The sequence below is a fragment of the Aeromonas sobria genome, assembly GCF_000820145.1.
GTDB classification, from domain to species: Bacteria; Pseudomonadota; Gammaproteobacteria; order Enterobacterales; family Aeromonadaceae; genus Aeromonas; species Aeromonas sobria.
Window position 1 is genome coordinate 144,382 of the sequence record NZ_CDBW01000016.1, and the last position, 16,990, is coordinate 161,371.

Annotated in this window: 14 protein-coding genes; 8 read left to right on the forward strand and 6 right to left on the reverse strand. The window is 59.9% G+C overall.

Annotation, left to right across the window (positions count from 1 at the left end):
• Positions 1-38: 38 nt before the first annotated feature.
• Complete coding sequence (ligA, locus tag BN1135_RS07555) at positions 39-2,045, forward strand: NAD-dependent DNA ligase LigA (protein WP_042020099.1); 2,007 nt, start codon at positions 39-41, stop codon at positions 2,043-2,045.
• A gap of 82 nt (positions 2,046-2,127) precedes the next feature.
• Here the strand turns inward: ligA and BN1135_RS07560 are convergent, their stop codons facing one another.
• Entirely contained in the window at positions 2,128-3,102 is a 975-nt protein-coding gene (locus BN1135_RS07560) for an ABC transporter substrate-binding protein (RefSeq protein ID WP_042020100.1), read from the reverse strand.
• 446 nt (positions 3,103-3,548) lie between these two features.
• Between BN1135_RS07560 and nrdD the strand changes: the two genes are divergently transcribed.
• The 4 genes from nrdD (at position 3,549) to BN1135_RS07580 (ending at position 7,082) form a co-directional block, all read left to right on the forward strand.
• A complete protein-coding gene (gene nrdD, locus BN1135_RS07565; protein WP_042020102.1) occupies positions 3,549-5,666 on the forward strand; it encodes an anaerobic ribonucleoside-triphosphate reductase in 2,118 nt (705 codons plus the stop codon).
• Between the two features lie 100 nt (positions 5,667-5,766).
• Positions 5,767-6,276, forward strand: a complete 510-nt coding sequence (nrdG, locus tag BN1135_RS07570) for an anaerobic ribonucleoside-triphosphate reductase-activating protein (RefSeq protein ID WP_042020103.1) — start codon at positions 5,767-5,769, stop codon at positions 6,274-6,276.
• Positions 6,277-6,340: 64 nt separating this feature from the next.
• A complete protein-coding gene (locus BN1135_RS21490; RefSeq protein ID WP_005343870.1) occupies positions 6,341-6,511 on the forward strand; it encodes a YqaE/Pmp3 family membrane protein in 171 nt (56 codons plus the stop codon).
• A 178-nt stretch (positions 6,512-6,689) separates the two neighbouring features.
• Positions 6,690-7,082 carry a TonB family protein gene (locus BN1135_RS07580; RefSeq protein WP_042020104.1) on the forward strand — a complete coding sequence of 131 codons (393 nt, stop codon included), beginning with the start codon at positions 6,690-6,692 and terminating at the stop codon, positions 7,080-7,082.
• 57 nt (positions 7,083-7,139) lie between these two features.
• Here the strand turns inward: BN1135_RS07580 and BN1135_RS07585 are convergent, their stop codons facing one another.
• The 5 genes from BN1135_RS07585 to slyA form a co-directional block, all read right to left on the reverse strand.
• A complete protein-coding gene (locus tag BN1135_RS07585; protein WP_042020105.1) occupies positions 7,140-7,496 on the reverse strand; it encodes an MliC family protein in 357 nt (118 codons plus the stop codon).
• A 99-nt stretch (positions 7,497-7,595) separates the two neighbouring features.
• Positions 7,596-8,468: a beta-1,6-N-acetylglucosaminyltransferase gene (locus BN1135_RS07590; RefSeq protein WP_052443819.1), complete on the reverse strand. Its 873-nt coding sequence runs from the start codon at positions 8,466-8,468 to the stop codon at positions 7,596-7,598.
• A gap of 402 nt (positions 8,469-8,870) precedes the next feature.
• Complete coding sequence (locus BN1135_RS07595; RefSeq protein WP_213391064.1) at positions 8,871-9,968, reverse strand: DUF2955 domain-containing protein; 1,098 nt, start codon at positions 9,966-9,968, stop codon at positions 8,871-8,873.
• The gene (locus tag BN1135_RS07600) at positions 9,958-11,013 is read right to left on the reverse strand and encodes an HlyD family secretion protein (RefSeq protein WP_042020107.1); all 1,056 of its coding nucleotides are present in this window, start codon (positions 11,011-11,013) and stop codon (positions 9,958-9,960) included. Before BN1135_RS07600 ends, BN1135_RS07595 begins: the two co-directional genes overlap by 11 nt.
• A 1-nt stretch (position 11,014) precedes the next feature.
• Positions 11,015-11,527, reverse strand: a complete 513-nt coding sequence (gene slyA / locus BN1135_RS07605) for a transcriptional regulator SlyA (protein ID WP_042020109.1) — start codon at positions 11,525-11,527, stop codon at positions 11,015-11,017.
• A 987-nt stretch (positions 11,528-12,514) separates the two neighbouring features.
• On the opposite strand from slyA, the gene BN1135_RS07610 reads away from it, so the two are divergent.
• From BN1135_RS07610 to BN1135_RS07620, 3 genes are read left to right on the forward strand one after another with little or no spacing between them, the layout of a single operon-like run.
• The gene (locus tag BN1135_RS07610) at positions 12,515-13,831 is read left to right on the forward strand and encodes a 2-hydroxycarboxylate transporter family protein (RefSeq protein ID WP_042020110.1); all 1,317 of its coding nucleotides are present in this window, start codon (positions 12,515-12,517) and stop codon (positions 13,829-13,831) included.
• Positions 13,832-13,853: 22 nt separating this feature from the next.
• Entirely contained in the window at positions 13,854-15,404 is a 1,551-nt protein-coding gene (gene maeA, locus BN1135_RS07615) for an oxaloacetate-decarboxylating malate dehydrogenase (RefSeq protein WP_042020111.1), read from the forward strand.
• A gap of 17 nt (positions 15,405-15,421) precedes the next feature.
• Complete coding sequence (locus BN1135_RS07620; protein ID WP_042020113.1) at positions 15,422-16,990, forward strand: ATP-binding protein; 1,569 nt, start codon at positions 15,422-15,424, stop codon at positions 16,988-16,990.

Below are 16,990 nucleotides of genomic sequence, written 5' to 3' on the forward strand. Positions count from 1 at the left end.
CCCTGGCTGGATTTTCAATCACACCCCGAGACTTCTCCATGAGCGAAACCCTCTCCCGCCACCGTCAATTGTGTGAACTGCTTACCGAATACGGCCATCAGTACTATGTGCTGGACCAGCCGACCGTGCCGGATGCCGAATACGATCGCCTGATGCGCGAACTGATTGAACTGGAAGCGGCCCAGCCCGAGCTGAAAACCCCGGCATCACCCAGCGTGCGGGTCGGCGGCCAGCCGCTGACTGCTTTTAGTCAGGTGCGCCACGAGATCCCCATGCTCAGTCTGGACAACGTATTCAGCAGCGAAGAGCTGCAGGCGTTCGAGCAGCGGATGAGCGATCGCCTCAAGCGTGAGGTGCGTTTCACCTTCTGCTGCGAGCCCAAGCTCGATGGTCTGGCGGTAAGCCTGCTCTATGTGGATGGTCAGCTGGTGCAGGCTGCCACCCGGGGTGATGGCGCCACCGGTGAGGAGATCACCGAAAACGTGCGTACCATCAAGGCCATTCCGCTGGTCTTGCGTGGTACTGGCTGGCCCGCCCGGCTGGAAGTGCGTGGCGAAGTTGTTATGCCCAAGGCGGGATTTGAAGCGATGAATGCCAAGGCGCTGGCTGCTGGCGAGAAAGTGTTCGTCAACCCGCGTAACGCGGCTGCTGGCAGCCTGCGTCAGCTCGATTCGCGCATTACCGCCAGCCGTCCCCTGAGCTTTTATGCCTACGGGGTCGGCGTGGGTGGTGATCAGCTGGGCGACTCCCACTTTGGTCGTCTCAATCAGCTCAAAGCGTGGGGGCTGCCGCTCAGCGCTGAGGTGAAGCTCAAAGAGGGGGCCGCCGGTTGTCAGGCGTTCCACGACGACATTCTGGCCCGCCGTGGTGAGCTGCCCTATGAGATCGATGGGGTGGTCTACAAGGTCGATGCCATCGCCCTGCAAGAGGAGCTGGGCTTTGTCGCCCGCGCACCGCGCTGGGCGACCGCCCACAAGTTCCCGGCTCAGGAGGAGATGACGGAGCTTGAGAACGTCGAGTTTCAGGTTGGCCGGACCGGTGCCGTAACCCCGGTGGCCAAACTCAAACCTGTGTTCGTCGGCGGCGTCACCGTTTCCAACGCCACCCTGCACAATGCCGACGAGATTGAGCGTCTCGGCGTGATGATCGGTGATACCGTGATCGTGCGCCGTGCCGGTGACGTGATCCCGCAGATCGTCGCCGTGGTGGAGGCGCAGCGCCCCGTTGATGCCCGCGCGATCCTGTTCCCGACCGAGTGTCCGGTCTGTGGCTCGGCGGTCGAGCGGCTGGAAGGGGAAGCGGTTGCCCGCTGCTCAGGTGGTCTGTTCTGCGAGGCGCAGCGGGCGGCGGCGCTCAAGCACTTCGCGGCGCGCCGTGCCATGGATGTGGATGGCCTCGGCGACAAGATTGTCGATCAATTGGTGGACAAAGGGCTGGTGAAGACCCCAGCCGATCTGTTTCGCCTCAACGCCATTCAGTTGGCCGGTCTTGAGCGGATGGGGCAAAAGTCAGCGCTCAATTTGGTGGCTGCCATCGACAAGGCGCGCAACACCACCCTGCCGCGCTTCCTGTTTGCCTTGGGGATCCGCGAAGTAGGGGAGGCGACCGCGCTTAATCTGGCCAATCACTTCCTTACACTGGATGCCCTGCGCGCAGCTACCGTGGAGCAGTTGCTGACGGTGGCAGATGTGGGTGACGTGGTAGCCAAGCATGTTTACTACTTCTTGCGTCAACCCCATAACGTGGAGGTGCTGGAGGCCTTGCTGGCTGCTGGCATCCACTGGCCGGCCATCGAGAAGAAGGAAGCAAGCGATCAGCCCTTTGCTGGCAAGACCTTTGTGCTGACCGGTACCTTGACCATCCTCTCTCGCAACGATGCCAAGGCGGCGCTGCAGGCGCTGGGTGCCAAGGTGGCGGGTTCGGTATCTGCCAAGACCGATGTGCTGGTCGCGGGGGAAGCAGCTGGTTCCAAGCTGATCAAGGCTCAGGAGCTTGGCATCACCATCTGGACCGAAGAGGAGCTGCAACAGGCGTTGCAGGGCTGAATAGCCCTCACCAAGCCTGCTGATCGCAGCACCCGATAAAAGAGAACCCGGCATGGCCGGGTTCTCTTTTTTGTTTGGGCGGTCACTCACGCCAGAGGATCTTGTGGCGCCATTTGTCGGGCACGGTGAGCTGCCAGCGGGCCAGTTCGCTCTTGCTGAAGACATATTCGCCACGCAGGGCCGCTCGCGGGGAGATGGTGCGGGGCAGGGTACCCGCCAGTATGGTGTTGATGAGGCTGGCTGCCTGTATCCCCTGATCGTTGCCGTCCAGTACCAGTCCACCGATGGCCATTCCTTTGTCGACGGTAAATTCCCAGAAGCAAAACAGCGGCACCGGGCTGTGTTTGCTGGTCCACTCCAGTACCGTCTGCTCGTCCACATGCTTACCCTGATCATCGACCAGCGTGTGGTAGAGACCGAGGAAGATCGCCTGATAGCCGTTCTTCTTGGCGTTGAGCACCGCCTCCTGCCAGAGGCTGTAGTCGCCCATCAGCTGGCTATTGACCCGGGTTTGGCCGACCCGCAGTTCGGTCTGGGTCTTGAATTCATCCTCGATGGCAGTGAGCGCGACATTGCTGGAATCAAACAGCACCAGCGCCTTCTTGATACCACCCATCAGCTGGCTCATCTCGCTGATGTTGCGTTTGAGCAGGGGGCGTTCCAGCACGCCGGTGATCTTGGGGTGGCCGACAAAGCCCTTGAGGCGGGGGTTCTCGTTCATGCCGAGAAAGACCACTGGGGTGCCCAGTGAGGCGATCTCGTTGGCCAGATAGTTGATGGCATTGTCATCCCCCAGTACCACCAGATCCGGTTTGCTCTTGAGATAGAAGTCGATGGCCCGTTGGGCGATCTCATCAAACTCCTCCCGCGGATGGCGTTTGGTATCCATATAGAAGTGAGAAATCTGATGTTCCCCATCTAATCCGTCCAGCAAGCCTTTGTTATAACTCTGGTCCCAGCGGTATTCGGGATGGTAACTGCTGATCACCAGAATATGGGCGGCATAGAGCGGTAAAGATAGGCTGGTCAGCAGCAGTAACAGCAGCGACTTGAGCATAACGGCTCCGGTATCAAGGGATAGTGTGTGCCTGCTCAGTATGTGTGGTTTTAGCTGGCACTGTCATCCCGAAATTGGTGCGGCGAGACGCGATTTATTTTCAGGTCTCAGGATCGGACGCCAGCCCGCACCATGCTTGAGGTTTGATTCGATTGGAGCCCTTTGTGGTTGGTCGTGAACTGTCCCGCTAGCTGAAAAACCTGTTCTGGATCAAGAAATGAGGAGGCGCTTTGGTGCCTAATAGACACCACATATGGGCATGCATTCGTTTTTAATCCCTATATGTTGTGTTATTAAGCTGTGCATAAGCTGTTCCCTTCCTATCTTCAGCCCGGGTTTGTCAAGCCTCGGCTGAATTTATTTGTGTCCAGGATGAGACGCCGGGAGGGGGGCCCAACAAGGGTGAGCCAAGGGCAGATTGCCTGGCCTTTTAACGGGGAAAATCGATGAAACCGGTTGTGATCAAACGTGACGGATGTCGCGCACCATTCAATGCCCAGCTGATTGCAGAGGCGGTCAGCCGTGCGGCAGAAGCGGTCAATCAGGCCAGTTCGGCTCTGGCACTGCGCATCTCAAGCGCGGTCAGTCAGGAGCTGGAAGGGCGTGGTGAAGTCGATATCCACGAGATCCAGAACCGGGTCGAAAACCACCTGATGGCCTCCGACGACAAGGCCATCGCCCGTGCCTATATCGAATATCGCCACGATCGGGATCAGGCCCGCGAGGCGCGCGGTCGTCTGGCGCAGGAGATCCGTGGTCTGGTCGAGCAGACCAACGCCGCCCTGCTCAACGAAAACGCCAACAAAGACTCCAAGGTGATCCCGACTCAGCGCGACCTGCTGGCCGGTATTGTCGCCAAGCACTATGCCACCAGCCACATGCTGCCCCGTGATGTGGTTCAGGCTCACGAGAGCGGTGATCTGCACTTCCACGATCTCGACTACTCCCCCTTCTTCCCGATGTTCAACTGCATGTTGATCGATCTGAAGGGGATGCTGACCCACGGCTTCAAGATGGGCAATGCGGAGATCGATACCCCGAAATCGATCAGCACCGCCACTGCCGTGACTGCCCAGATCATCGCCCAGGTGGCGAGCCACATCTATGGCGGCACCACCATCAACCGCATCGACGAAGTGCTGGCGCCCTATGTGACCATCAGCTGGCAGAAGCACCGTGAAGTGGCCGAAGAGTGGGGCATTGCCGATGTGGACGCCTACGCCATGGCCCGCACCGAGAAAGAGTGCTACGACGCCTTCCAGTCGCTTGAATACGAAGTAAACACCCTGCACACCGCCAACGGTCAGACCCCGTTCGTCACTTTCGGGTTTGGCCTGGGCGACTGCTGGGAGTCGCGCCTGATCCAGCGCGCCATCCTCAGCAACCGTATCGCTGGCCTTGGCAAGAACAAGAAGACCGCGGTGTTCCCGAAACTGGTGTTCGCCATCAAGGATGGCCTCAACCATAAGGTCGGCGACCCCAACTACGACATCAAGCAGCTGGCGCTGGAGTGTGCCTCCAAGCGGATGTATCCGGATATCCTCAACTACGACCAGGTAGTGAAGGTAACCGGCTCCTTCAAGACCCCCATGGGCTGCCGCTCCTTCCTTGGCGCGTACGAGGAGAATGGTGAGCTGATCCACGAAGGCCGTAACAATATTGGCGTTGTGAGCCTCAACTTGCCGCGTATCGCGTTGAAATCCCGTGATGAAGCGGACTTCTGGGATCGTCTGGATGCCGCCCTGCGGGTGGCCAAGAAGGCGCTGATGTACCGCATCGAGCGGCTCGACGGGGTCAAGGCTCGGGTTGCGCCGATCCTCTATATGGAAGGGGCCTGTGGCGTGCGTCTGAAAGCAGACGACAACGTCAGCGAGATCTTCAAGAACGGCCGCGCCTCTATTTCGCTCGGTTATATTGGGGTGCACGAGACCATCAACGCCCTGTTTGGCGGCGAGACCCATCTGTTCGATAGCGAGACGCTGCGCCAAAAGGCGATCGCCATCATCGCGCGTCTCAAGGCGGCGACCGATGCGTGGAAGGACGAGACCGGCTACGGTTTCAGCCTCTACTCCACCCCGAGCGAGAACCTCTGCACCCGTTTCTGCCGCATCGATGCCAAAGAGTTTGGCGTGGTATCCGGCGTGACCGACAAGGGTTACTACACCAACAGCTTCCACCTCGATGTGGAGAAGCAGGTCAACCCGTACGACAAGCTGGACTTCGAGGCGCCCTATCCGCCCATCGCCAGCGGCGGCTTCATCTGCTACGGCGAGTACCCCAACATCCAGCACAATCTGGAAGCGCTGGAAAACGTCTGGGACTACAGCTATGACAAGGTGCCCTATTACGGTACCAACACACCCATCGACGAGTGCTACGACTGCGGCTTTACCGGCGAGTTCGAGTGCACTTCCAAGGGCTTTACCTGCCCGCGCTGCGGCAACCACGACCCCGCCAAGGTGTCGGTGACCCGCCGTGTCTGCGGCTACCTCGGCAGCCCGGATGCGCGCCCCTTCAATGCGGGCAAGCAGGAAGAAGTGAAGCGCCGCGTCAAACATATGTGAGCGCACAAGCGATGAAGAGCTGGCCCCTGACTCAAGGGGCCATTTTCATTGGAGGGCGGCAGCCATGCCGCTGTCCCGTGAACGAGGCAGGAAACAAGCGATGCACTACCACAAATACTACCCGGTCGATGTGATCAACGGCCCCGGCACCCGCGCCACCCTGTTTGTTTCGGGTTGCGAGCATCAGTGCCCGGGCTGCTATAACCAGAGCACCTTGCGGCTCGATGGCGGTCAGCCGTTCGATGAGGCGATGAGCGATCGCATCATTGCGGATCTCAACGACACGCGGATCAAACGGCGAGGTCTGTCGCTCTCCGGCGGCGATCCGCTCCACCCGGCCAACGTGCCCCACGTGCTGGCGCTGGTAAAGCGGGTACGCGCCGAGTGTCCGGGCAAGGATATCTGGTGCTGGACCGGTTATCGGCTCGGCGAGCTCTCCGCTGCCCAGCGCGAGCTGGTTGCCTTGCTGGATGTGCTGGTGGATGGCCGCTTTGAAAAAGCGCTGGCGGACCCGGGTCTGCTGTGGCGTGGCAGCAGCAATCAGCAGATCCATGACCTCAATGGCTGGCGTGAAACGGGTGAGCGGATCCCCTGTCTGGTTTGCAGTTGAAGCCCGGGATGTTTATGGTTAGCCCATCCCTGTTTCGACGACATCATTGACGAGGAGAGCCGAGATGAACAATCTGCTCAAGATCCTGCTGGCCATTTTCCTGCCCCCTGTGTGTGCTTTTATTCAGGTGGGTTTTAGCCTGCACTTTTTAATCAACATTGTGCTGACCCTGCTGGGCGGTCTGCCTGGCATGGTTCATGCGCTCTGGCTGGTGGTGAGCGACAAGCGTGGCTGATGCCACCGGCTGACTAATGAGCCCATTGACGATAAAAGGGCCAACCTCTCGGGGTTGGCCCTTTTGTTCATGTTCATACGAATACTTTTTCGTTAGGATGGGTGACTGACCAATTGGGGCGCGCGTTGAGCGTCCTGCAGTCCGGCAACAAGAGCCGGCAAAGAACAGGGAGCGTTATATGAAGTGGAAAGTCGCAGTATGGTCAGGTCTGGCAGTGACACTGTTGTTGGGGTGCTCATCCCGTCAGGAGGTGGCGCGCGAGCGCGCTCCGATCGTTATCCCCCTTGAGCAGCTTTCCAGCTACTGGATTCAGGAAAATAAGTGGTCATGGTTCGGTGATGCTCAACCGGTATTGCCTGCCAAACCGGTCAAGGGGTTTGTGGAAGTGCGTTACCAGATCGACTCCAACGGTACGCCAATCAAGCCGGAAGTGGTGGCCGCTGATCCCCCCGGCGAGCTGGAGCAGAGCGCGCTGGCGACCCTTTCGCGGATCCGCTATAGCCCGGCAGAGGGCAACCCGGATGCCATTCCGGTCGAGGTGATCAACCGCTTCGACATCGAGATCAACTGATCCCCCCGGCACTCTGATACCAGCGAAACAGAGACCCCGGCCAGGCCGGGGTCACGTTTATTGCTGTTTGCAGTCACGATAGACGGTCTGCCACTCACCGTTTTTGTCACGCATCTCGACAAAGCCCTCGCTCCCCTTGTTCCACCAGACGGCCTCATGCTCGTCCGTATAGCGGGCACCGGAGGCCGAGATGGCCTGGGGCAGGGTGTAATCCTTGCCATCGGGCAGCGACAGCTTGATAAAGCCGAGGCTCTCGTCGGAGAGGGAGAAGTAGCGCACCTGCACCTTCTTGCCCTGCTCGCACTGGTAGCTGACCGGCTCGCCACCGGTGACGGAGAGGGAATTACCCTGATTGCAGCCAGCGAGCCCCCCCATCGCCAGCATGCCGATGGTCATCATATGAGCTTTTTTCATGATTGCAGTCCCATTTATGTCATCCGAGCATGAGACTAACAGCTTGATGATGATCTGCAATGGCTGCTCTGGCGTCTGCGTCGGTAGTTGTCCGGATCCTCATGCCAGCGCAGGTTCGGCTCGGAGGGTATTTGCCTCCGGTTGGGCCAGCACCCCTTCCAGAATGTCGAGGATCTGGCTGTCGATGGTCTCATCGAACTTGCGAGCGAACAGATGATCGCTTTGCAGCAGGGCCGTGGCATCTTCCGCCAGATAGTCCCGTGGCCTTAGCTTGATGTCTCCCATGGGGATCCAGTCGATGGCCCGCTTGTCGTCGTTGACGATGCGGCCCTGATAGCTGGTGTTCATGATCACTGTCTGGAAGAACCCCTCATCGGCGATCAGGGTGTTCTGGTAGAAGCTTTTGAAGCGATCCACCTCGGGGCTGTGGCTGACAAATTCACAGAATGCGCGGCTCAGGATCATCCACTGGTTGCCAATGTAGGGGATGACCCCCTCCAGATAGGGGCGGGTGGCGACCTGTTCACAGATCAGTTCCCGCTCAGTCTCGGTCACATAATGATCGATGCGGTGTAGCGTATCGGGGCGCAGCTTGCGCTGATCGAGTACTTTGAGGAAATCTTTGCCGCTGTGATCGCGCAAGAAGCTGTGGATTTGCTCCTGAGTGCGCAGCGGAAAGTCCTGGGCGCTCAGATTGATGAAGAACTCCCATTCCACACCCTGTTTCAGCAGTGCCGCTATGCCGCGCAATTCGGCATCCACCAGACTGTACCCTCCCCACAGCGCATTCTTACTCGCGAGCAGCGAGGCATTGGAATAATCGCTGAGGAAGCTGGCGATCTCCTGCTGCAGCTCTGGGCCCGAGCTTTTATCGACGTGGATCAGGTAGTGATTACTGTCGTGGTAAATCGCCTTGAACAGGCGCTTGAACTGGTCGGGATAGCGATGAACCAGAATGAAGTAGGCAATCATGGCGGTGTGTCCTGTGTTGGCGGCAGGGCAGCGCCAAACAGCAGGCAGCCTCAGGCGAATGGCTTGAAGCGGGTTCCCGTCGGGCTGACCATTGTCGCAATAAAAGAGAGTGAAACGCATATGGCAACAGTGAGAGCAGGCTGCGACAGGGGAGATGCGCCTTATGGCATCGGGTCAATACAGCCGATCTGGCAACGTCAGGTTGAGGATGAGAGGGGGGCAAGGGGTGCCCAGGCGGGTGACTCTTTTGCATGACAAGCTGTCATCAGGTGCAGAGCGCAAGCAGCCGGTAAGTGAGGGGGCACAGTAGCACGGTTCGGGCGGGCGGCGTCATATATCGCCGCTGCCAGATGAAAACTGTTCAATGGAGTCCGGATTTGGCCTCTACATCCCGACCGGAAATCAATAGCCAAAGCGGGTCGCCTCGCAGCGGTTGAGCAGCCGGTGGACGAGGTAGCAGGCCAGCAGGGTGACCACGATGGCAAACAGGATGCTGCTCACCCGGTAGAGGGCGCTAAACACCAGATCGTTACCCGGGGTTAGGTATTGGCCAAACAGGATTCCTAGGGTGGTGAGGGCGCCAAAGCCGACCCCCGAGCCGCCCGCCTCCTTGACGTGGGCATGGCTGAACAGCATGGCGCCGAGCCACAGCAGCGGGGCGACCAGCAACAGTTGCCCTGACCAGTCATAGAGCACCAGCTGGCCAAGTAGGCCGAAAGTGACCCCCAGCAAGGTGCCCATCGCCCGTTTGCGGGCATAACTGAGGGCGCCGTTCCAGTGCATGGGGAACAGCACCAGCAAGGTCGTGGCCTGGGCAGACATGGAGTCGCGCAGGTCAAACACCTGAAATACCAGAAATGACAGGGTGGCTACCGTGGCGCCCAGCAGCGCCTCATGGCGCATCCGGTGCGGCGCCTTGGGGGCAGAGGTGGGCTTGGGTCTGGCTTCCACATCCGGGATCAGCATGGTCATCAGATAGGCGATCAGCACCGACAGTACGCTCGCCCAGATATTGTTGAGGATCAGGTCGTTGAGGTCGGTCTGCGGATAGCTGGCAAAGTGCAGCATGATGCTGAGGCTCAGCACCCCGTTGGCCCCGAACAGAAACAGGCTACCCCGCGACATGGCGGCGAAGCGGTAGAGAAACAGCAGAAAGGCGATGGGGGTCATCAGCGCCGGATGGCTGCCAAACAGCCCTCCCAGCAGGCCGACCTCCACACCACAGACCACCGCCGCCGCGATCAACTGGCGCGCGGCATGGCCATTCATCACCGGCACCATCCCCAGTAGCAGCACGGGAGTGACCGTGTAGAAGACCCCGTAACCCCAGCCAAACAGCTTGCAGAGCAGAAAGCCCGTGGTGCAGCCAAAGGCGATGCGCAGGCACTGGCGCAGCTCGTTGCCGGTGAGGGGCCGATACCAGAGGTGGGTGGCAGCCCCACCGCTGGGGTGGGCCGCGGCGGTATTGGCCGACGGGTGAGTGGCGTTGTTAGTAGACATAATGGAGCAGGCTGAGCAGGTGGATCTGGCCCCGTGCCAGCATGGCAGTCAGGGCATTGTCCGGCAGCAGTTGCACCGTGGCCCGCGCACCGGCTGGCAGATGGTCGGGTAACTGGTCCAGCTCGAGGTGCAGCCGCATCCGCTGGGCATCCCGTACCCAGCGATCCGACTCCACCGGCGCCGCCAGCCGACCATTGGCATCAAACTGACCGGCACTCACCCCGGCATCCAGACTGCTCACCCGGGCAGAATAGATCTGACCCGGCTCGCCATCGAAGGCGACCAGTGCGCGGGTTTGCTCGCCGACATGGCGCAGGCTCTTCTCCCTAAAATCGGCAATGACATCCACCTGTTCCGATACCAGTGCCAGCAGCGGGCTGCCTGCGCTGGCGATACTGCCCGGCTTGAGCTGCAGGTTGGTGATGGTGCCATCCTGATCCGCGTGGACCCGGCTGTAAGAGAGGGCCAGCTCCGCTTGCGCCAGCTTGTTGCTGGCCTGACGCAGCAACAGATTGCCCTTACCGCTCACGCCACGGCTGGCTTGGATCTGGGCCAGTTTGGCCTGACTGGCGCGCAGGTTGGCCTGCGCGCTGCGCAGGGTGCTGTCAGCCTCATCTTTTTGTTGTAGCGAAACCATGTGGCGTTGAAACAGGGCATCGGTGCGCTCAGCCTCGCGCCACTTCTGGTTGGCCAGCGTCTCTTTGGCGTTGATGTCGGCAACGGCGGCCGTCAGCGCGGCATCCAGCTCGTGGTTCTGTTGCTCTGCCTGTGCCAAAGTTAGGCGGGCCTGCTCCACTGCCAGCGCGAAGGGCTCGGGATCGAGCGTAAACAGCAGATCCCCTTTCTTGACCTGCTGGTTGTTGTGCACGGCGACCTCGATCACCTTGCCGCTCACCTGGGGGGCCAGCTTGGTCACCACCCGGGTCGCCATCGCCTGAGGGGTGAGGGGCATCAGTAGGTCGGCTATCAGAAAATAGGCAAAAAGGGCGGCAAAGCCTGCCATGGACCATTTGATCCAGCGGGTAAATTGTTGATCCGGGGTCATCTTATTCTCTCTCTGTGTCGGTCTCGGGAGGGCTTGTATCGCCTCCGGCCTGTCGGTCGTGGTGCTGTTCAATTTTGCTGATGGCGTTGGCCGAGATCCGCTGCACAGTGGCTTCAAACAGTTGCAGGCTCTGTTCGTCGATGCCCCCCAGCAGCTCCCGGCGGATATTCATGATGCGGTCGGCGATCTGATCGAGCAGAGTCTGGCCAGCCGGGGTCACACAGACGATGCGGGCCCGCTTGTCCTGACTGCAGCAGTGGCGTTCAATCAGCCCCTGCTCTTCCAGCTGGCCCAAGGTGCGCATTAGGGAGGGGAGCTCTATCTCGAGGGCTTCGGCCAGGGTCTTCTGGCTGACATGGTTTCCCATGCGGGAGAGCTTCCACAGCGCGGTCCAGCGGGGATGGGTGAGGCCAAGGGGGGCCAGCTCCAGATCGGCGGCAGTACGCCATAGCCGGTGCATCCGCGCTATCTGCTCGGCGAGCGACAGCTCGCGCAACCTTTCCAGATTCGTCATCTTCTCATCCTCAATGTACTTAGCCTGCTAAGCATTCTACTTGTTTAGCAGGCTAAGTAAATAGTGTGATAACGATCATGTTTCTGGTCGGATCTTTCGTCGGGGTGGATAAGTGGCATTCGAGCCCCTGATATTATTTGCGGCACTTATCCGCTTGTGACTCTTTTATCGCTCCCGAGATAGCGCCATGAATGGAGGATATCCGGCGGATATTTTCATGAAATTTTCAGGTTCAGCGAGCAGCGCTTTTTTTATCCGCTAATATTGATGGGGTTATAAAATAAGGGGAAACCGGTTGTGGATGGATATGACAGTGGATGTGTGTATCTGGCAATTGAAACGTTGCTGAGTGATGGTGAATATGGTGCAGAGTCACATCATGGGCTGAATCGGGAGGGCACTGTCAGAAGTACCGATATCAGTCATGATTTTGACCCCGCCAATATTCCAATGTTGTTGGCAGAATAGACCTGATCGTGTGCAAGCCTTGTGAGTTCAAGCCAGTGCTGTGGTATTCGCTGGCTTGGCTCATCGTTATGTTAATTATCTCCGTTTGCTCTCCCCTCCCGCCGCCGCGCCCCCTCTTTGCCTTAAAAATCCAGTGTAGCCAGCGGTTACAGTCACTTCGTTCTTATAGTTAAACCTGCTTATGGTTAAACCTGCTGAATGTCACTGATGGTGGTTGATGGGAGGGCATGGTCGCGAGGCTTTTCATCTGGCTCTGTTATTGCTTCTACATATCCCGTTCATTCTGGCGCTATTAGTGCTTTGCAATAAAACAACGGTCATTCGCGTCGCTCGATTTATCCCCCAAGCCCTTTGCCGAGTATCGCCGCCGTGACTTGCAGGGTATTGGATGATGGGGTCGGGTGACGTCATGATGTTTAAGTTTTTAATGTTTTTATATGGCTTTGCAGTCTGGCTAACCGACAGCGGGACGGGGGATCAATAAAGTAGCAGCCACAATCACACGCAGAGCACATAACAATGAAAAACCTCTCGACCCTACAAACCACACAAGAAAAGGCCGCCCTGCTGGGCGGCCAACAAATTGCCGGTATGCCGCTCTTTATATTTCTCGGGCTGGCGACCTGTGTTCTATTTTCCGGCTGGAATGGCTCTCTGCCCCTTGGCATGGTCGGTGCGCTGGCGCTGATGTTCGTGCTGGGTACCCTGCTGACCGAGCTGGGTGAGCGGATCATGCCGATCCGCGAATATCTGGGGGGCGGCACCATTCTCGCCATCTTTGGCGGCGCCGCCCTGTTTGAATACCAGCTGCTGCCGGTGCAGGCGGGGCAGGTCATCACCAACTTCATGAAGGAGGGGGGCTTTCTCAACTTCTTTATCGCCAGCCTGGTGACCGGTTCGGTGTTTGGCATGAGCAGTGCGTTGCTGAAAAATGCCGCCATGCGCTATCTGCCGGTGATCCTCGGTGGGGTGACGCTGGCACTGTTGAGCGTTGGCTTCGTCGGCTCCCTGATGGGCTATGGCTTCAAGAATGCCGTGCTGCTGATTGGCCTGCCGATCATGGGCGGTGGCATGGGCGCGGGGGCGGTGCCTCTGGTGGAGATCCTCTCCGGCCCGATGCAGATGTCCAGTGCCGATCTGTTGTCACGGATGGTGCCAGCGGTGGTGATCGCCAATACCCTGGCGATTCTGGTGGGCTCCCTGCTGGCGCGGCTCGGTCGCCGTTACCCCTCCCTGACCGGCAACGGCAAGCTGATGATCAAAGATAATGGCGAGAGCCTTGCTGACGAGCAGGTAGAAGCACCGACCCTGCAGAGTTTGGGGATGGGGCTCTTTATCAGCTCCAGCATGTTCGTGTTGGGTTCATTGCTGGGCAATTTCATCCCCATGCACCCCTTTGCCCTGATGATCCTGGCGGTTGCCTTTATCAAGGTGAGCGGCCTGCTGCCGCGCCGTTATGAACAGGCGGCGGCCGACTGGTATCAGTTTGTGGTGAGCAACCTCACCCCCTCCCTGCTGGTGGGGATCGGGGTCGCTTACACCAGTATTCCGGAGCTGATTAGCGCCTTCTCCATCAGCTACTTCGTGCTGGTCATGGTCACCGTGATCGGTGGCGCCCTCGGTGCGGCGCTGGTGGGTCGGATTATCGGTTTCTATCCCATCGAGGCGGCCATTACCGGCGGGCTCTGCATGGCCAACATGGGCGGCACCGGCGATGTGGCGGTGCTCTCTGCGGCCCAGCGGATGAAGCTGATGCCGTTTGCCCAGATCTCCTCTCGTCTTGGCGGTGCTGTGATGCTGATTTTGGCCACTGCCCTTATCTCTCTTATCGCGTGATCACCGAATACAGGAAACAGACATGAACGACATCATGATGGGCACCAGCCTGCCCTATGCAGAACGCAAGCGTCAGGGCGTGCGGGGCCGCATGCCCCACAAAGAGGAGTCCCTCTCCCAGCAGCGACGGCGGATCTATCGCTTGGTCAGTGCCATGCAGAGCCCGTTCGATCAACACCTGCTGCTGCGCCAGCTGCAGGAGGACAACCCGGTGCTGTTCTACGATCTGGTGCGCCACCACCTGCCGGAGCTGCTGCCGATCATCTATACCCCGGTGGTGGGGGAGGCGTGCCAGCGCCACAGCGATCTCTATCTGCGCAGCCACGGCCTCTACCTCTCCTGGCACGATCGGGACGATCTGGACGATATCCTCGAGTCGGTGGAGCAGGAGGTGGACGTGATCGTCATCTCCGATGGGGAGCGGGTGCTGGGGCTTGGCGATCTCGGCATCGGTGGCATGGGGATCTGCATCGGCAAGCTGGCGCTCTACTCCGCTGCTGGCGGCATCAACCCGGCGCGCACCCTGCCGCTCTGTGTCGATGTGGGCACCAACAACCCCGAGCTGCTGGAGGATGACTCCTACCTTGGCTGGCAATCCCAGCGGATCGATGGCGAGAGCTACTACCACTTCATGGACCAGGTGGTGGCCGCCATTCGCAAGCGCTGGCCGCAGGTGGTGCTGCAGTTTGAAGATTTCGCCGGCAAGCACGCCGCCAACCTGCTGACCCGCTATCGGGACGAGCTCTGCATGTTTAACGATGACATCCAGGGCACGGCGGCGGTGGCTTCTGCCTGCGTGCTGGCCGGTTTGCAGCAGGCGGGCACCTCTTTGCGTGATGCCCCAGTGCTGATTGTCGGCGCGGGCTCGGCCGGTTGCGGCATCGCCGCCATGCTGGCCCAGCTGGCGGGGGGCAGCGATGGCGTCTGGCTGTTTGATCAGGATGGGGTGGTTTGTGGCGATCGCCCCACCCTGACCCGCGCCCAGCAGCCATTTGCCCGTGCCGTGGAGGAGGGGAGCAGTTCGCTGCTGGAGACCATCCGCCAAGTGCGCCCGGCGGTCTTGATCGGGGTGAGCGGCCAGGGTGGCCTCTTTACCCGTGAGGTGTTGCAGGCGATGGGGGAGGTGTGCGAGCAGCCGGTGATCCTGCCGCTCTCCAACCCGACCCGCAGCGCCGAGGCTACCCCCGAGCAGGTATGGGAGGCCACTGCAGGCCGTGCCCTGCTGGCCACCGGCAGCCCCTTTGCGCCGGTGACGGTGGCAGGAGATCGGCGGGTGGTCTCCCAGTGCAACAACGTCTATGTCTTCCCGGGCATTGGTTTGGGTGCCTGCGCGGTCAAGGCGCGCCGTATCAGCGATGGCATGTTGCTGGCCGCAGTGCGGGCGGTCGGCGCCTATCCGTTGCTGGCTGGGCGGTTGTTACCCCCCATCGAACAGGTCGGGGAGGTGGCCCGGGCGGTCGCCAGCGCGGTGGCACTGGTTGCCAGAGAGGAGGGATTGGCCGATTTTAGTGGCGATCCGGCACCTTTGATTGACCAGACCTGGTGGCATCCGCACTATTGGGTCGCATCCTGACGTTTTAAGGTTCTTGCATGAAACTTCGCCATCAGCTGGTCACCCTTTCGCTCGGGCTCTCTCTGCTGCTGATCCTCATATTGGGTAGTCTGCTCGCCCTGTTTATCCGTCATCTGCTGGAGAGCAACCTGCAGGAGAAGGGGAGCGATCTGGCCCGGGTCATGGCGGCCGACACCCGGGTGGTAGCCGCCTTGCGCAAGGGCGGTGATCCTACTCTGCGGGATTATATGGAGGGCGTCAGTAGCCGCACCGACGCCACCTATATGGTGGTGACCGACGAACATGGTCGTCGTCTCAGCCATCCCAAGCCGGAGCTGGTGGGGCAGAAGTTCCGTGGCGAGGATATCTGGCCCGCGTTGCAGGAGCGGCGCAGCTACTGCTCCAAGGATCGGGGTACCATGGGATTGGCGATCCGCTGCTTCTCGCCGGTGCTGGGGGCGGATGGCCGCACCATGGGGGCTGTGGTGGTCGGTTATCTGATGCAGCAGGTGGAGGGTATCTATATGGAGCGGGTGGCCCTGCTCATCAGCGCCATAGTAGCGGTGCTGGGGTGTGGCCTGCTGCTGGCGCTCTGGGTGCAATACCTGCTGCGCAAGACCCTGCTTGATTTGGAGCCAGAGACCATTGTGCGGCGCTTCACCCTGCAGGATCTGGTGCTGGAGCACATCACCGAAGGGGTGATTGCCCTCGATGGCCACGGCCATATCAGCATGATCAACAGTACCGCCAGCTATCAGCTACGGTTGCCGGCCACCGGGCGTCACGCTCTGCTGGGGCAGTCACTGGCGGAGCTGGTGCCGCCGCTTGCCCCCTGTCTGGATCAGGAAGCCGGGGAGGTGAGTTTCACCATTCAGGGGGAGTCTTTCGTTGGTCGTTGGCAGGCGGTACAGGGCAAGGTACCGGGTCGGCTGCTGATCTTCAGCCGACCTGAAGTGGCCGCCAGTCTGGGGGTGCAGGTGACCCACTTGCGTCAGTATGCCGAGATGCTGCGGATGCAGAGCCACGAGTTTGCCAACAAGCTGAGCAGCCTTTCTGGCCTGTTGCAGCTGGGTCACGTGGATCAGGCGGTGGAGCTGATCCAGCAGGAGAACGACGCGTGCCAGACCATGCTGCAGGAGCTGCTGCGGCTGATCGACAACAAACCGGTGGCGGGGCTTATTCTTGGCAAGTTCAGCCGGGCCCGCGAGCTGGGGGTGACCCTGGAGCTCGATCCCGACTCGGCGCTGGCGGAGTATCCGGCCTCGGTCTCGGCCGATCTCATCACGCTCATTGGTAACTTGTTGGACAACGGCCTGCAGGCGGCCTGGCGCAATCGGCAGCAGCGGCCGCCCCGGGTGTTGCTTTCTCTTTGCGATGTGGGGCGGCGGCTGGTGATCGAGGTGGAGGACAGCGGCGAAGGGGTGGATGAAGAGCTGGCCGATCATCTGTTCGATTACGGGGTGAGCCGCCAAAGCGGCGATCACGGGGTTGGCCTGTTCCTGGTCAAGGAGACCGTGGGGCGACGTGAGGGTGTGATAGAATGGCGACGAACCGCCGAGCAGACCACCCTGTTTGGTATCTACTTGAATAAAAACCAATTAATGTGA

Excerpts from the sequence above, each read along its gene's own strand:
- ligA (WP_042020099.1), top strand. The coding sequence starts at position 39 with ATGAGCGAAACCCTCTCCCGCCACCGTCAATTGTGTGAACTGCTTACC.
- BN1135_RS07560 (WP_042020100.1), bottom strand. The coding sequence starts at position 3,102 with ATGCTCAAGTCGCTGCTGTTACTGCTGCTGACCAGCCTATCTTTACCG.
- nrdD (WP_042020102.1), top strand. The coding sequence starts at position 3,549 with ATGAAACCGGTTGTGATCAAACGTGACGGATGTCGCGCACCATTCAAT.
- nrdG (WP_042020103.1), top strand. The coding sequence starts at position 5,767 with ATGCACTACCACAAATACTACCCGGTCGATGTGATCAACGGCCCCGGC.
- BN1135_RS21490 (WP_005343870.1), top strand. The coding sequence starts at position 6,341 with ATGAACAATCTGCTCAAGATCCTGCTGGCCATTTTCCTGCCCCCTGTG.
- BN1135_RS07580 (WP_042020104.1), top strand. The coding sequence starts at position 6,690 with ATGAAGTGGAAAGTCGCAGTATGGTCAGGTCTGGCAGTGACACTGTTG.
- BN1135_RS07585 (WP_042020105.1), bottom strand. The coding sequence starts at position 7,496 with ATGAAAAAAGCTCATATGATGACCATCGGCATGCTGGCGATGGGGGGG.
- BN1135_RS07590 (WP_052443819.1), bottom strand. The coding sequence starts at position 8,468 with ATGATTGCCTACTTCATTCTGGTTCATCGCTATCCCGACCAGTTCAAG.
- BN1135_RS07595 (WP_213391064.1), bottom strand. The coding sequence starts at position 9,968 with ATGTCTACTAACAACGCCACTCACCCGTCGGCCAATACCGCCGCGGCC.
- BN1135_RS07600 (WP_042020107.1), bottom strand. The coding sequence starts at position 11,013 with ATGACCCCGGATCAACAATTTACCCGCTGGATCAAATGGTCCATGGCA.
- slyA (WP_042020109.1), bottom strand. The coding sequence starts at position 11,527 with ATGACGAATCTGGAAAGGTTGCGCGAGCTGTCGCTCGCCGAGCAGATA.
- BN1135_RS07610 (WP_042020110.1), top strand. The coding sequence starts at position 12,515 with ATGAAAAACCTCTCGACCCTACAAACCACACAAGAAAAGGCCGCCCTG.
- maeA (WP_042020111.1), top strand. The coding sequence starts at position 13,854 with ATGAACGACATCATGATGGGCACCAGCCTGCCCTATGCAGAACGCAAG.
- BN1135_RS07620 (WP_042020113.1), top strand. The coding sequence starts at position 15,422 with ATGAAACTTCGCCATCAGCTGGTCACCCTTTCGCTCGGGCTCTCTCTG.